General features: G+C 69.7%; 17 protein-coding genes. 8 read left to right on the top strand and 9 right to left on the bottom strand.

The window, feature by feature from the left end:
• Positions 1-11 precede the first annotated feature (11 nt).
• The gene (locus QE377_RS04420; RefSeq protein WP_307319972.1) at positions 12-1,094 is read right to left on the bottom strand and encodes an iron ABC transporter permease; all 1,083 of its coding nucleotides are present in this window, start codon (positions 1,092-1,094) and stop codon (positions 12-14) included.
• A gap of 90 nt (positions 1,095-1,184) precedes the next feature.
• On the opposite strand from QE377_RS04420, the gene QE377_RS04415 reads away from it, so the two are divergent.
• Genes QE377_RS04415 through QE377_RS04405 form a run of 3 tightly spaced genes read left to right on the top strand, consistent with a single transcriptional unit; the run spans position 1,185 to position 3,258 of the window.
• On the top strand, positions 1,185-1,817 hold the full coding sequence (locus QE377_RS04415; protein WP_307319971.1) for a hypothetical protein: 633 nt from the start codon (positions 1,185-1,187) through the stop codon (positions 1,815-1,817).
• An 11-nt stretch (positions 1,818-1,828) separates the two neighbouring features.
• The gene (locus QE377_RS04410) at positions 1,829-2,305 is read left to right on the top strand and encodes a hypothetical protein (protein WP_307319969.1); all 477 of its coding nucleotides are present in this window, start codon (positions 1,829-1,831) and stop codon (positions 2,303-2,305) included.
• Positions 2,302-3,258 carry an alpha/beta fold hydrolase gene (locus tag QE377_RS04405; RefSeq protein WP_307319967.1) on the top strand — a complete coding sequence of 319 codons (957 nt, stop codon included), beginning with the start codon at positions 2,302-2,304 and terminating at the stop codon, positions 3,256-3,258. The genes QE377_RS04410 and QE377_RS04405 overlap by 4 nt, the downstream gene beginning before the upstream one ends.
• Here QE377_RS04405 and QE377_RS04400 read toward each other — a convergent pair.
• Complete coding sequence (locus tag QE377_RS04400; protein ID WP_307319965.1) at positions 3,236-3,643, bottom strand: VOC family protein; 408 nt, start codon at positions 3,641-3,643, stop codon at positions 3,236-3,238. The genes QE377_RS04405 and QE377_RS04400 overlap by 23 nt on opposite strands.
• Before the next feature lie 38 nt (positions 3,644-3,681).
• On the opposite strand from QE377_RS04400, the gene QE377_RS04395 reads away from it, so the two are divergent.
• From QE377_RS04395 to QE377_RS04380, 4 genes are all read left to right on the top strand, one after another.
• A complete protein-coding gene (locus QE377_RS04395) occupies positions 3,682-4,089 on the top strand; it encodes a hypothetical protein (protein ID WP_307319963.1) in 408 nt (135 codons plus the stop codon).
• Positions 4,090-4,141: 52 nt separating this feature from the next.
• Positions 4,142-4,408, top strand: a complete 267-nt coding sequence (locus tag QE377_RS04390; RefSeq protein WP_307319961.1) for a hypothetical protein — start codon at positions 4,142-4,144, stop codon at positions 4,406-4,408.
• A 75-nt stretch (positions 4,409-4,483) separates the two neighbouring features.
• Positions 4,484-4,960 (top strand): hypothetical protein, encoded by a 477-nt coding sequence (locus QE377_RS04385; RefSeq protein WP_307319960.1) that lies wholly within the window; start codon positions 4,484-4,486, stop codon positions 4,958-4,960.
• A gap of 172 nt (positions 4,961-5,132) precedes the next feature.
• The gene (locus QE377_RS04380; protein WP_307319959.1) at positions 5,133-5,510 is read left to right on the top strand and encodes a PLD nuclease N-terminal domain-containing protein; all 378 of its coding nucleotides are present in this window, start codon (positions 5,133-5,135) and stop codon (positions 5,508-5,510) included.
• A gap of 148 nt (positions 5,511-5,658) precedes the next feature.
• On the opposite strand, the gene QE377_RS04375 is transcribed toward QE377_RS04380, so the two are convergent.
• From QE377_RS04375 to QE377_RS04345, 7 genes are all read right to left on the bottom strand, one after another.
• Positions 5,659-7,308: a cell wall metabolism sensor histidine kinase WalK gene (locus QE377_RS04375; protein ID WP_307319958.1), complete on the bottom strand. Its 1,650-nt coding sequence runs from the start codon at positions 7,306-7,308 to the stop codon at positions 5,659-5,661.
• 87 nt (positions 7,309-7,395) lie between these two features.
• Entirely contained in the window at positions 7,396-7,872 is a 477-nt protein-coding gene (locus QE377_RS04370) for a hypothetical protein (protein ID WP_307319956.1), read from the bottom strand.
• Between the two features lie 83 nt (positions 7,873-7,955).
• The gene (locus QE377_RS04365) at positions 7,956-9,800 is read right to left on the bottom strand and encodes an amidase family protein (RefSeq protein ID WP_307319954.1); all 1,845 of its coding nucleotides are present in this window, start codon (positions 9,798-9,800) and stop codon (positions 7,956-7,958) included.
• Positions 9,797-11,083, bottom strand: coding sequence for a hypothetical protein (locus QE377_RS04360; protein ID WP_307319952.1), 1,287 nt, complete (start codon positions 11,081-11,083; stop codon positions 9,797-9,799). The genes QE377_RS04365 and QE377_RS04360 overlap by 4 nt, the downstream gene beginning before the upstream one ends.
• A gap of 365 nt (positions 11,084-11,448) precedes the next feature.
• Positions 11,449-12,183, bottom strand: coding sequence for a hypothetical protein (locus QE377_RS04355; RefSeq protein ID WP_307319950.1), 735 nt, complete (start codon positions 12,181-12,183; stop codon positions 11,449-11,451).
• Positions 12,180-12,449, bottom strand: coding sequence for a helix-turn-helix domain-containing protein (locus QE377_RS04350; RefSeq protein WP_307319948.1), 270 nt, complete (start codon positions 12,447-12,449; stop codon positions 12,180-12,182). Before QE377_RS04350 ends, QE377_RS04355 begins: the two co-directional genes overlap by 4 nt.
• A gap of 284 nt (positions 12,450-12,733) precedes the next feature.
• The gene (locus QE377_RS04345; RefSeq protein ID WP_307319946.1) at positions 12,734-13,198 is read right to left on the bottom strand and encodes a hypothetical protein; all 465 of its coding nucleotides are present in this window, start codon (positions 13,196-13,198) and stop codon (positions 12,734-12,736) included.
• Between the two features lie 113 nt (positions 13,199-13,311).
• On the opposite strand from QE377_RS04345, the gene QE377_RS04340 reads away from it, so the two are divergent.
• On the top strand, positions 13,312-13,488 hold the full coding sequence (locus QE377_RS04340; RefSeq protein ID WP_307319944.1) for a hypothetical protein: 177 nt from the start codon (positions 13,312-13,314) through the stop codon (positions 13,486-13,488).
• The last annotated feature ends 42 nt before the right edge of the window (positions 13,489-13,530 follow it).

The following is a 13,530-nucleotide window of genomic DNA, read 5'->3' as shown; positions in this document are numbered from 1 at the left end:
ACGGGACGGGCTCAGCTGTGGCTGCGGCGGAGCAGGAGGAGGAGGACGGGGGCGCCGAGGGCGCCCGTGATGACACCGACGGGGATCTCCTGCGGAGCGAAGGCGGTGCGCGCGACGGTGTCGGCTGAGACCAGGAGTGCGGCGCCCAGGGCTGCGGCGGCGGGTAGCGCGAAGCGGTGCCGCGCTCCCACGAGCGCGCGGGCGGCGTGGGGGACGATGAGCCCGATGAAGCCGACGCCGCCGACGCCAGAGACGACGACCCCCACCATCGCCGATGTTCCGGCCATGAAGGTGAACCGTGAGCGTTCAGGATCGAGGCCCACGGCTCGGGCCGAGTCGTCGCCGGAGGCGAGTGCGTCCAGACGCCCGGACAGCAGGGAGAGCAGCAGAAGGCCCACGAGGGTGGCGATCGCTGCGGCGGTCAGAACCGTGGGCTGCACACTCGTGAGCGAACCCAGAAGCCAGAACAGCACGGATCGCGCCGCCTCGGGGGAGTCGGTCCAGAACAGCAGGAAACTCGTGACGGCTGTCAGCGCGTAGCCGACGGCGAGCCCTGACAGCACGAGCCGGGAGGGTCCGCGCATGGCGGCGCCCCCGGCGATCGCGAGCACGAGGACGGTCGCCAGGACCGCGCCGGCGAGAGCCGCTCCCGAGAGTGCGAGGCCTGTGGCCGCGCCCGCCACGAGCACGACGAGTGCGACACCGGCGGATGCGCCCCCGTTGATGCCGAGCAGGTATGGATCGGCGAGCCCGTTGCGGGTGAGGGACTGCAGCACGATGCCCGCGACGGCCAGCGCTGCCCCGGCCACGACGGCCATCGCGATGCGGGGCGTCCGCGTCATCCAGACGATCTGGTCGGCCATGGGCGGGATGTCGGCGGGCAGCGCCGATCCGGTGACGTGTGCGGCGATGATGCGCACGATCATGGCGGGGTCGACGGGCACCGGCCCGATGCCGAGCGCCGCGATGGCGACGATCAAGGCGGTGAGCCACAGCACGCCCACGGTCGAAAGGGCATGCCGGCGCGATGCTGCCAAGGCGACGAGGACGCGGGTCCGCGTGGGAGGCGCCGCTGTTGCGGTGGCGTCGAGCACGGAGATTCACCTGTCTTATTGAGAACCATTCTCAACTATACGGGATGTGGGGCAACGGTCCTGACCGTGCCGCATCCGTACACTCGACCCGTGACCGATCCGCCCGCCGCCGACGACGCGTTGCGAGCGCAGGAGTCGCGGATGCGGATGCGGCACAGGACGCAGCTGCTGTGGACGCTGGTGGGGGTGTGCGTCGTGGCGAGCGCACTCATCTGGGCGCTGTGGGTGGTGCCGGTGTCGCAGTCGGTCGCGGCGGCGCAGCCGGTGCCGCTGGGGCAGAGGGTGGAGCTTCCCACGGAGGGGGTGACGGGGGTGTGGGCGTCGGGCGCCGCGCCGCTGCTGGGGCTCGTCGAGTGTCGGGCCGAGACCGCCGACGGGAGTTCCCTCGGCACTTGGTCGGTGCCGTCGCCGGGATGGGACGACACGCTGTGGTGGATGACCCACGGCGGCGGCTTCTCGCCCGTGCTGAGTATCGCGGATGCGGGCGGCGCCGCCGCATCCGTCACGTGTACGTCGCGGATCGACACGTACGACGGGGAGTTCCTGCTCGCAGGCGACGTGACCGCCGGCGGTGGTGGCGTCGGCCTCGGGCGGATGGGCAACGTCGACTATCGCACCGGGACGCTTCTCGCGCTCGGGGCCGTGGGGCTGCCGCTGTTCGCGTTGCTCATGACGATCGTGCTGCTCGTGCAAGGCGTGCGGTCCCGCCGCGCGGCCCGATAGCCTCGATTGGTATGAGCGCCGTCACCTACTCCTGTGTCGAGCCGGACTGCGGATGGCGTCAGGCTGTGCCTTCGCGCCGCGCGCGTTCGGCGGATGCGGTGCGCGAGCGCACCGAGCACGGTGGTGTCCACGGGCATGACGTGACCTTCACAGTGCGGGAGCGCTGGGCGTGGCTGTGGCCCCTGTTCGCCCTCAACCTCGTGTGGCTGGCCGTGAGCGTGTACGCGGCGGTGAGCGGTGACTTCGCCGTGAGCGTCTTCGCCCCTCAGGTGGCGATGCTCCAAGCCTGGTGGATCGCGGCGATCGAGGTCGTGCTCATCGCTGTCGGCACCTTCTCCTACGCGTCGACCGTGCCCGCCGGTGCGTCCTTCTGGCGTCGCGCGTTCGCGGGACTCACGATGTCCGCCTTCCTCGTGATGATCGGCAACGCCGTGGCGGCCTTCGCGCTTCTGTTCTTCATCGGCTCGTTGTTCGCGTCCTCACCGTGACAGCCGAGTCCGCACCCGTCGTCGACGTGCGCCGCGTCGCCTGCGGCACGGCCTATACGCGCGTGTCCTCCATCCGGGCGGAGGGGGAGCGCTCCTTCGTGCTCGTCGCGGGAATCGGCGTCGCGGCGACCTACTTCGAGCGCCTCGCTCCGCAGCTGAACGAGTTCGGCGCGGTGCACGCGCTCGACCTGCCCGGGTTCGGCGGCGTGCCGCATCCGGAGTCCGCCATGTCGATCGCGCAGTACGCGGATGCGGTGGAGGCCGTGCTCGACGAGCTCGCCCTCGAGGATCCCGTGCTTGTCGGGCACTCGATGGGCACGCAGATCGTGAGCGAGGTCGCGCGGCGGCGTCCGCAGATCTCGACGCTCGTGCTCATCGGCCCGGTCGTCGACCCCGAAGCGCGACGGCTTCCGCGGCTCGCGCTGCGGTTCCTGCGATCGACGTGGCATGAACCGCTCAAGATCAAGGTGCTGGCGGTGGGCGCCTATCTGCTGTGCGGCCCGCGATGGTTCCTGCGGGTGCTGCCGGAGATGATGCGGTTTCCGATCGAGGAGCTCTTCGCCGACATCCGCGCCCACACGCTCGTCATCCGCGGCGAGCACGACGACGTGGTGCCGCGCGCGTGGGTCGAGCGCGCGGCGCGCGAGATCCCGTTCGCGTCGACGTGGGAGATCGGAGGTGCGGCGCATTCCGTCATGCACGGGCACGCGGAGGGCGTCGCGCGGCTGTGCGTCGCGTTCGCGCGGACGCCCCGAGACACCGACGGCGAACTCAACCGCATGCCGGATGCGGAGGCCGAGACGCCCGAGCCGCGCGCGGCCGGCGTGGCGGCCGCCTTCCGCGCGTTCGCGGCGCGGTTCGTCGAGTTCATCGGCGTGCTGCGCCGCGACGATCGCGAGGTCGCGCGCGGGAAGACCGCGCACGCGCGCGTCATGAAGAAGGAACAGGACTGAGGTCGGCGACGACCTCGGCTTTGAAGCCCGCAGAGTTCTCCAGCCAGCCCGCGTAGTGATCGGCGCCGCCGGCGTGCGGATAGCGGTCGTGGTACAGCGGACGCCAGCCGTGCGCCTCCGCATCCGCCATGATCGCATCGACCTCGGCGGTGCTGTCGACGGCGAAGGCGAGGTGGTTCACCCCTGCGCGCCGGCGGTCGTGCGCGGCGTCGCTGAGCGAGGGTGAGGTGGTCAGCGTCAAATAGCTCCCGCCGAACGACCAGGACTGCCCGTTCGCCCACTCGCTCTGCGGTGCGGAGCCGAGACGTGTGAGCAGCCACGCCCACTCCGTCAGCGCCTCCCGCAGATCGGCGACCCAGATCTCGATGTGATGGATGCGTGCCACCCGACCATTCTCGCCGGGCCACCGACGATACTGGTCGGATGTCAGTCTTCGACGGTTCGCCCGAGCGGGCCCGGCGGACGCCGGAGGCCGTGACGCAGCTCGCCGACGACGAGGTGTTCGTGTTCGGCAGCAACGCGAGCGGTCACCACGGTGCGGGGGCGGCGCGCGCCGCCTTCGAGGAGTTCGGTGCCGAGTGGGGCGTGGGCGTCGGGCCGACCGGGCGCTCCTACGCGGTCGACACGATGAGCGGCTTCGACACGATGATCGAGCACATCGCCGACTTCCTCGACTACGCCCGCGCGCATCCCGGCACGACCTTCCTCGTGACCCCCGTCGGCACGGGCATCGCCGGCCATCGCGTCGCCGACGTCGCGCCGCTGTTCGCTGCGGCGCCCGCCAATGTCGTTCTTCCGCAGGCGTTCGCCGAGGAGCTCGGTGCACCGTGAACGTGCGTTTCTTCCACGACCTCGGTGCCGGTCGCAGCCTCGCCCTCCGCACGTGAACGCCCGACCTCCCCGCCGCCGGTTCCGGCCGCCGCCCCTCGTGCTGTGGCGGCTGTTCGCGATGCAGATGTGCGGCGTCATCCTGATCGTGGTGGGCACGGTGATGCGTGTGCACCTCGCGGTCGTGTTCATGGCCGCCTTCCTCGTCGTCGTGAGTCTGCTGCGCGTGTGGTGGGAGCCGTTGCCGATGACCCGTTGGATGGCGTGGATCTCGCCGCTGTTGCTGGTCGCGGCCGTCATCGTCTGGCTCGTCGCGACCTGAGCGCGGACCGGCCGCATCCGTCGCCTGGGGAGGCGCGCGGTTGTCGGAGACGCGGACCGGCTAACGTCGGTATGCATGGCCGTCATCGCGTACGCATGCACCGCAGCGGGATGCGGATGGGTGCAGGAGAGCCCGGCGAAAGAGGCCGGAACCGAGGCCGTCGTCGACGAGCGCGTCGCGCACAACGCGCAGACGCATGCGGGCGAGGCGGGGTTCACCGTGCGAGAGACCTGGCCCTGGCTGGTGCCGCTGTTCATCGTGAATCTGATCTGGCTGACGGTCAGTGTGATCGCGCGCCTCGGCGTCTGGAGCGTCGCTGCGGTGTTCGCTCCGCAGGTCGCGATGTTTCCAACGGCACCGTGGTTCGGGCTCATCGAGATCCTGGCCATCGGGCTGATCACCCTGTCTTACGCGAAGAAGGGTCCCGAGGGTGCATCCGTGGCTCGGCGTGCCTTCGCCGGGCTCACGATGTCGGCGTTTCTCGTGATGCTCGGCAACGTGGTGCTCGTCTTCGTGCTCTTCGCCTTCGTCGCCTTCGCGTTCAGCGGCTGACGCCGAGGGTGCACGTCGCGCGGGCTGCCCGCATCCGTCGGTCGGAGGTTTGCGCGTTCGTCGGAGGATCCGCGCGCAATCCTCCGACATCGCGCGCTTTCTCCGACGAACAGGAGGGGGGAGTCCGTGCGCGACCGTTGCGCTCGGCTGCTCACTGCGGCACGTTGGATGCATGCCGATCCTCGCGCTGCTCATCTTCGCCGTCATGGTGGTCGCGCTCATCGACGCCATCACGCGCCGCGACGATCAGATTCGGTTTCTGCCGAAGGTCGCGTGGATCTTCTTCATCGTGCTGCTGCCGCTCGTCGGCTCCATCCTCTGGTTCACGCTCGGTCGCGAGTGGAGCGGCGAGCGCGAGGCCATGAGCTTCGGCGACCCGCGTCGCTGGTCGAAGGACGAAGCAGCGCCTGCTCCCGCGCCGCGTCCGCGCGACACGCGCACGACCGAGCAGCAGCTCGCCGACCTCGAGCGCGAGGAGCGTGCGGCTGCGCTGGAGGCGGAGATCCGGCGCCGTCGGGCGGCGAAGGACAGCGGCGCCGCGGGCGCGTGAGCGGTACAGGGGTCTTCTTCCGCACGCGCTGAGGCGTGCCGAACTCCTGGAGAGTCCGGCGCTCGCCCGGTTTCGTCATCAGGTTCGGCCGGATCTGCAGGAGTTCGGGCCGGCGGCGGCCCGACTCGATGGGCTGGCGAGGCGTGGCTCAGTCCTGGCTGACGGTGTAGGGGTGCTGGGGAACGTCGAGCGTGAACGTGGTGTGTGCGCCGTGAACGCTGTCGATGTGGATGTGGCCGCCGTGCGCCGCCACGATCGCGCGCACGTTGGTGAGGCCGAGCCCGAATCCCTGAATCGCCTGGGCGCGCGCAAACGGTGCGCGGTAGAAGCGATCGAATACGCGGCGCTGTTCAGCCGGCGTGATGCCGTGCCCGGGGTTGGTGACGGCGATCGTGACGCGGTGCCCGACGAGGCCGTAGCGGATGGCGACGACGGCGCTCTCGTCGCCGAACTTGATCGCGTTCGTGAGCAGTTCGGTGATCGCGATCGTCAGCTGCTCGCCGTCTGCGAAGACCGGCAGGCTGTCGGGCCCGGTGACCTGCACGATGACGTCATTGCGGTCGGCGAGACTGCGCGCCCGCTCTACGGCCTCACCGACGAGCGACGCGGTGTCGTTGTTGGTCCAGTTCGGCGACTTGGCTCCGTCGTTGGCGGCGAGCAGGTCCCGTACGCGGTCGAGCAGGTCGTTGGTCTTGCGGGTGACGATGTCGATGTAGCCGTGAACCTTCGTGTCGGCGGGGTCGACGGCGTCGTCGATGAGGTCGAGGAAGCCGGTGATGCTCGTGATGGGGTTGCGCAACTCATGGGAGACCGTGCGCAGAAACTGCTCCCGCACCTCGATCGCATCCGCCAGCTCTGTCACGTCGTAGGCCACGACGACGGTTCCGAGCAGCACGCCGTCCTCACGGTGCACGCGTCCCGAAGAGGCGATGATCGCGACCTGTGAGTCGGGTGGCCCGATCCACTCCAAGTGGTCCTCGATCGTCTCTCCGCGCAACGCTCGCGGGATGATCTGCTCGTCGTCCGGGATGCGGGTGATGCGGTCCGCGGTAAACGCGTTCTCGCCGCTGTAGGGCGGGGTGTCGAGTCGGAAGCCCGCGATCTCGGTCATCCGGCGGGCTATGGTGTTCGCCACGTTCAGCCGGCCGTCGGCGTCGTAGAAGGCCACCCCCGCCGTGACGGTGTTCAGGATGCCGAGGGCGATCGCTTCGGCATCCTTTGCGTCGCGGAGCGATTCGGCCTGCGCGCGCGCAGCATCGGCCAATCTTCTGCTGTTGCGGCGCAACTGGTTCGCGGCGATGTACACGATGACGGCGACCCCGAGGATGAGCACGGGAAAGGTGACGACGTTCGCCCACTCGACAGGGCTCGACGGCCACCGCGAGATGTACACGAACTGGAATGACGTGATGAATGCCGCACCGATGACGGCGACGGCCATGCCGTACCAGCGGAATCCGTAGGCCAGCCACAGCAGAGGGAAGAACGACAGGATCGTGACCGCGGGTACCGACGGTGCGAGTTCTGCGCGCAGGAGCGCGACGGTGACGAGATCGAGCACGGCGATCGAGATCATGGCCGACGGATGCAGCCGCTCCCAGGGGACGGCGACGGCCGCGCACGTGGCGACGGCGGTGAGTGCGAAGCCCGTGATCATCGGCCAGCGCTCCAGCAGGGAGAGATCGACGAGTGCTGCGACGACGGCGATGAGAACCGCGCCGAGGGCGAAGGGCAGCTGAGTGCGCCCGAAGACGCGGAGGCGGCCCTTCGGGCTCGCCTCCATCTCGAACAACGGCATTGCTGCTCCTCGGGTGACGCCTTCTAAGATGACCTTGCCATTGTGAGGGCTTCGAGCGCCACAGTCGTCCTGCCGCCCGAGTCCGCGCTAGGGGTGCTTCGGCTTCGGGTAGGCGGCGCGGAGGTAGTCAGACTGCAGGTAGTCGGAGACGCCGATCAGAAGGATGGCGAACACGATCTGCTCGCTGATGACCCACCAGGGGTAGAGCCCCGGGATCGCCGCGAGCACGAGCGCGACGATCGGGAAGATGCGGCTGAACAGTTGCAGGCGACGGACCGCCCAGTACCAGCCGGCGCGCGCCCGCCACAGGAAGTAGAAGAGGGTCGTGGTGATGCCGAGGACGACGAGGCACCGCATCCAGACGGCGAAGCCGACGTCCTCGCCGGATGCGGTCAGCCAGGCCGACGTGGCGACGGTGGCGATGCCGAGAAGGAAGCACGCGACGAGCAGGATCGTGATCGCCCGGAAGGCGCGGCTCACACGGGGGTCGTCGGGGCTGTCGACACGGTAGCCCGCCATGCGGCCGCCGGCCAGGCGGTCGATCCGGAGGAGGAAGGTCTCCATACCATCAACCTTACGCCTTGCTGAAGGTGCGCGCCCCGCCCACCGAAGCGGAGCGGGGCGCGCGGTGATGGCCGTGTCGGTGCTCAGCCCGCGAGGTCGGGGAAGAGCGTCGTCGGCCGGCGGTGCTGTGTCTGCTGCTCGTACGCGTAGGCGAAGCCCAGCAGCTTCGACTCGGAGTACGGCTCGGCGAGGAACTCCAGCCCCATCGGGAATCCGCTGTAGCTCGTCTCGTCGAGTGTCGAGTCGGCGAAGCCCATCGGCACCGAGATCGCGGGGTAGCCGCTGAACGCGCTGATGCGGTTGTTGCTGGCCGGGGAGCCGACGGTCCCGCCCGTGCTCGGGTAGATGACCGCGTCCAGGTCGTACTGCGTCATGAGCTGATCGACGCGATCACGCATCGCCTGCTGGGTGCGGCTGAAGTTCGGGTAGGCCGCATCCCGGGTGGCGTCGCTCGTCGAGGCCCAGCCGCGCACGGTGGCCGCCGACCAGGTGGAGAGGGTCGGGCCGCCGCTGTTCGCCGCATCGGTGACCCGCTGGGCGAGGTCGGCGAACGTGTAGCCGGGCCGGTAGTAGGCGTTCAGGTACTCGTTCATGTCGTGGGTGAACGAGGAGCTGCCCGGCAGGCTCCCGAGCCCGTATCCGTTGACGCTGCCGAAGCTCCCGACGTCGATCACGGTGGCGCCGGCGGCCTCCAGGTCGGTGAACGCGCCCCGGACGAGGCGGAATCCGACGGCGTTCTGGTTGCCGGAGACGAGCCCCGAGATGTATCCGATGCGCTTGCCCTCCAGCGCCTTCGGGTCGAGGGCCTGTGCGTACGACGGCGGCTTGACGCCGTCTGCGCCGGCGGTGACCGCATCCATCGGATCGGTGCCGGCCAGGGCGTCGAGGGCGAGTGCCGCGTCCGAGACGGAGCGGGCCATCGGGCCGACGGTGTCGCGGTAGAGATCCAGCGGGATGACGCCCTCGCGGCTCACGAGTCCGATCGTGGGGCGGATGCCGACGAGCGCGTTGAAGGAGGACGGGACGCGCACGGAGCCGCCGGTGTCGGTTCCGAGTCCGAAGACGCCGAGGTTGGCGGACACGGATGCGCCGGTGCCGCCGCTCGAGCCGCCCGGGTCGCGTCCCAGCCCGTAGGCGTTGCGGGTCGTGCCGTACTTGCTGATCGAGGACGCCGTGGACTGGGCGAACTCGGACAGGTTGGCCTTGGCGATGACGATGGCACCCATCGCCTTCAGCCGCTCCACGGTCTCCGCGTCGGTGGAGGTGCGGTTGTCCGCGAGGCAGGCGCAGCCGGCGGTCGTGGCCATGTCGACCGTGTTGATGTTGTCCTTCACCAGCACCGGGATGCCGTGCAGGATGCTGCGCGGACCGGTGGCGGCCCGTTCGGCGTCGAGTGCCTTCGCCTCCGCCATCGCGTTCGGGTTGGTGGCGACGATCGCTTCCAGCATCTCGGCCGGGGCGGCGGGGTCGATGCCGGCGACCCGGTCGTAGGCGGCGATGCGGGAGAGGTACTCGGCGGTCAGCTGCTCGGAGGTCAGGACTCCGGCGGTCATCGCCTTCTGGACGGCGACGACATCGGTCTCCAGGATCTCGAACGGGTCGTCGTCGTAGAGATAGGCCTTGGAGAGCGCGGCGACGTCGAGGACGGTGATCACGCCGTCGCCGTCGGCGTCGGCTGCGGCCACGGTCTCCCAGTCCGCGTCGTCGGACGTCATGCCGACGGCGGTCATCAGGATGGCGAGGTCGTCGGTGTCGACCTTGTCGTCGCCGGTGAGCTCGCCGGCCTGGTACTCCGGTGCCAGGTAGCTGACCGAGTCATCGGCGGCGTAGGCGGGTGCCGCGCCGGCGACGAGGATGCCGACGGTGGCGAGGCCGATCCCGGCGAGCAGCGTCGCGCGGCGTACGGGGGCGATGGATGCGTGCGTCATTCGCTCTTCTCCTTGCTGCGGTTGCGGGACATCACGAGGGCGATGACGGCCGCGATGAGGACGACGACCAGTGCGACGACGATCCAGATCCACCAGGCCATGCCGCCGGAGGAGTCGGCGGACGATGCCGCATCCGTGTCGACCTCGGGGGCGGCGGTGGCGGATGCGGTCGGGCTCGCCGTCGGCGCCGGGGATGCGGTCGCCTCCGCGATCGTGATGGGCAGGGTCGCCACCACGGCGTCGTCGGCCAGGACGACGATCTCGTGCTCGCCGGTGGGGGCGGTCTCCGGGATCGTGGCCGTGAAGGTGAACGAGCCCGCCGCGTCGCTGACCGCGGTGCCGAGCACGATCGGGTCGGAGTGAAGCTCGATGCGGTGCGCCGTGTTCGCGGCGAGGCCGGTGACCGTCAGCTCGACGGTGGCGCCCGGCGCGGGCTTCGCGGTCGACGCAGCGATCTGCGCCGTCTGGTTGGTGGGCGCGGCGCTCGATTGCGGTGCCGCGACGACCGAGCCCGAGGAGGGCTTCGCGACCGTCGTGCCGTAGCCGCTGGCCGCGATGACCGTCGGGCTGTTCGGGGTCGCGGGCGCGTTCGGTGCGGTGGGTGCGGCGGGTGTCGTCGGCTTCGTCGGCGTCGAGGGCTCCGCGGGTTCGGTCGGCGCCGTCGTCGGCTCGGTCGGGGCAGTGGTGGGTTCGGTGGGGGGAGTGGTGGGCTCCGTCGGCGGAGTCGTGGGCTCCGGGGGTGCGGGAACGCGGAACGTGAGGGTGGTTCCGGGCTTCTGCTCGATCCGGCCGAGCTCGCTGTCGACGAGGGTCACGGCGTCGATCGTGATGGCGGCGTCGCCCCAGGCGGTCGAGGTGAAGCCGAGCTCTCCGAGCGAGAATTCGCCGACCGCTCCGCTCGAGGTGCCGAGTCGCGTGAGGGTGAAGTCGAGGTGTCCTTCGTCGCCGGCGATCTCGCCCACGACGCTGTACATGCCGGGGAAGTCGCTGGTGAGGGCGTCCTCGTCGAAGGTGAGGCGGGACGCGTCGAAGCTCAGGCTCACGGCGGCGGCGTAGACGTCGTCGGCATCGGTCGTGTCGAGCGTCAGGGTGAGGGCGTCGCCCACGACGCCGTCGGTGGCCGACAGTGTGGCGATCGCGGTGGCCTTGGCGTTGGCCGAGACCGCTGTGGCGACGGCGGTGGCGGTGAGGGGGGCGATCACCAGACCGACGAGCGCGGCGATGATCACTGGTCGTCGGAGGCGGGGGCCGCTGCGGGCGCGGCGGGCGCGGGAATCGGGCATGGGTGTACAGACCTTTGCTGCCGGGGCGTTCGGGTGACGGTGTCGGTGGAGCGGCCTCACGGTGCCATCGCTATGTGTCCCTTGTGTTTCCGCTGGGAGTGGCGAGGTTTCGATCGGCGCCTCGCGTGACGCGGTGGGTACGAGTGTGTGACGCGGAATACAGTTCCCACCGGGACTTCCAGCGGCCACGACGCTCGTTCCGGCGCGGTGCGTCGCGGAACGCGTCACGGCGCGGATCGATCCTGCGCGCGCTCCCGGAACTGAGCAGTTCTACGTGATCGCGATGCCCGGGCATGCCGCCGACCGGCGGGATCTCATCGGGCACGACGTGCACCGAATCACGAGGGACAGGCTCCCCGCATCCCTCAGAACAGGTCGAGGATCATCGACACGAGCCCGAGCGCGATGAACGCCGCCGGCACGATCGTCGAGGCGACCGCTCCCCACGAAGGACGGGCACGCAGGCGGCGGCCGGGGATCGCGATGGCGGTTTCCGCATCCGCGTGCTCGTCGCGATACAGCTCGGTGCGGGTGCGCATCTTGCGTCCGACGAGGTCGACGAGCGAGATGAGTCGCGTGAAGCCGCGCGGGGTCGAGAGTCGCCAGGGGCGCCCGCTGTAGAGCACGAGCCAGCCGTCGAGCAGCTCGGCTTCGCAGTCGGATGCGAGATCGATCATGAGCGCCATGAGGTCGGGCGTGAAGATGTAGAGCGCGCCGGTGGTGCGCAGCACGCGGGCGCGACGGTTCTCGAGCACGATGTGGGGCGTCTGCCGGTCGAGGGAGATGGCGGTGAAGCGGGGGAGGCCGTTGTCCGGAGCTCCGCCGCTCAGCACGTCGGTCGTGACGACGAACGCGTCGGTGCTCGCCATGACGGAGCCGGGCAGTCGCAGGCCGACCGCTCCGCGGTCGCTGTAGGCGAGCTGGTTCGCGCGGGCGGTGCGGAAGATGCGCGCGGGGCGCGCGGCGTTGCGCCAGATGATGGCGCCGAGCACCAGCGCGTATATCCCCGTGAAGACGAGGAAGCCGCCGTACACCGCTGTCACGCCCGCACAGATGCGGCCGAGGCGCCTCGTGTGTGCGAGCGTGACAGCGTCGGTCACGCCTTCGCGAGCTGGGCGGAAGGGAGCATCGTCGCGAGATCCAGGTTCAACACCAGGGCGAGCGAGACGAGCGTGTGCAGTCGCGGATTCGCCGGGCTGCCCGGGTTGGACTCGCCCTTCTCGAGCTTCTGGTACGTGAAGGTCGCCAGGCCCGCCGCGCGAGCGACCTGCTCCTGACTCAGGCCGAGCGCCGCGCGCGCCGTCGAGAGGTTCTCTCCCAGCATCCGGCAGTACGTGGTCCACTGCTCGCTGACGGTCATGGTCATGGATCAACTCTGAACCATTTGCCCACATGAGGAAACTGCGGGAAGCGGCTGGGATCGACCGGGGTGTGTCCCCGTGGCCCGTCCGCGAAGGATGTGCTGGCTCCCCTCTGCGATGCGAGGGGGTGAAAGCGTGCAGAGGGGAGCCAGGCGTTGCGCCCCACGGAGACCGCAACGCGCCTCTGGATTCCCATGCCCAGAGACCCTCGCTGTGCCGCCGCTCGGGAGGGTGACACCATGTTTACATGGTACATCGCTGCGATTGTGGTGATCGCGCGGTCCTGTGACTAGTCTTGCGCGGGTTGCGTCCCGCCGCGTTCACGCCCGGTGCGAGCGAGGCGCAGGATGTCGCTCAGTGCGTTCTGCAAGCGATGGGCGCTCTCGGCGCTCAGGGCGAGGCCGCGTCTCGCGTCGTCTTCGGGGCCGATCCACACCCAGAGCTCTCCGGAAGACTTTTCGAGCCCGACGATCAGGTTCGCCGTTGTTGCGCGAGGGGTGCCGCGCGCGGGGTCGTCGACGCACTCCACGGCGGGTACGGATATCGCTTCGCTGCGGTGTGCCAGTCGGAGGTCGTCCGAAAGCTCGTGATCCCCGGTGCACCATGTCGGGCAGAGTGCGTCGTCGCCAGCGAAGTAATCGCGCATGTGGCAGTCATCCTCCTCCGGGTCGGGGCCGGGTGACGGGTTCACCCGGTGGGGTGGGAAGTCGCGGTGTTGCTGCGGCGGTCGGGTGCGTTTGTCGTCGTGCTTCACACCATGTATACATGGTGTCGTAATGCAATTCTCGTGCGAGCTCGGACGGAGTCGCCATGGCCGGTGTGTTTCACAGGGTCGACGGGGCGAGGGTGCTTGACGAATATGTTGGCATGGCCTGGCGCCCGGTCGATGAACGGGTGCGCTTATCTCACGACGTCGCGCTGGCTATGCGTGCGCGCGGGGTGACGATGGTGCGCGTACGCGTGGGCTGGAACCACGTGCGGGAGGTCTCGCTTCGTTGGTACCTCGACGCCGCGATCGTGCGGGTGCGCGGCGAAGGAGGCTGACACGTGCTCGTGGGGCCCCTCCCGCGAGGTGCGGAAGGGGCC

Origin of the sequence: Microbacterium sp. SORGH_AS_0862, from assembly GCF_030818795.1 — a bacterium.
Classification (GTDB): domain Bacteria; phylum Actinomycetota; class Actinomycetes; order Actinomycetales; family Microbacteriaceae; genus Microbacterium.
This window is presented reverse-complemented; position numbering and strand designations above follow the sequence as displayed.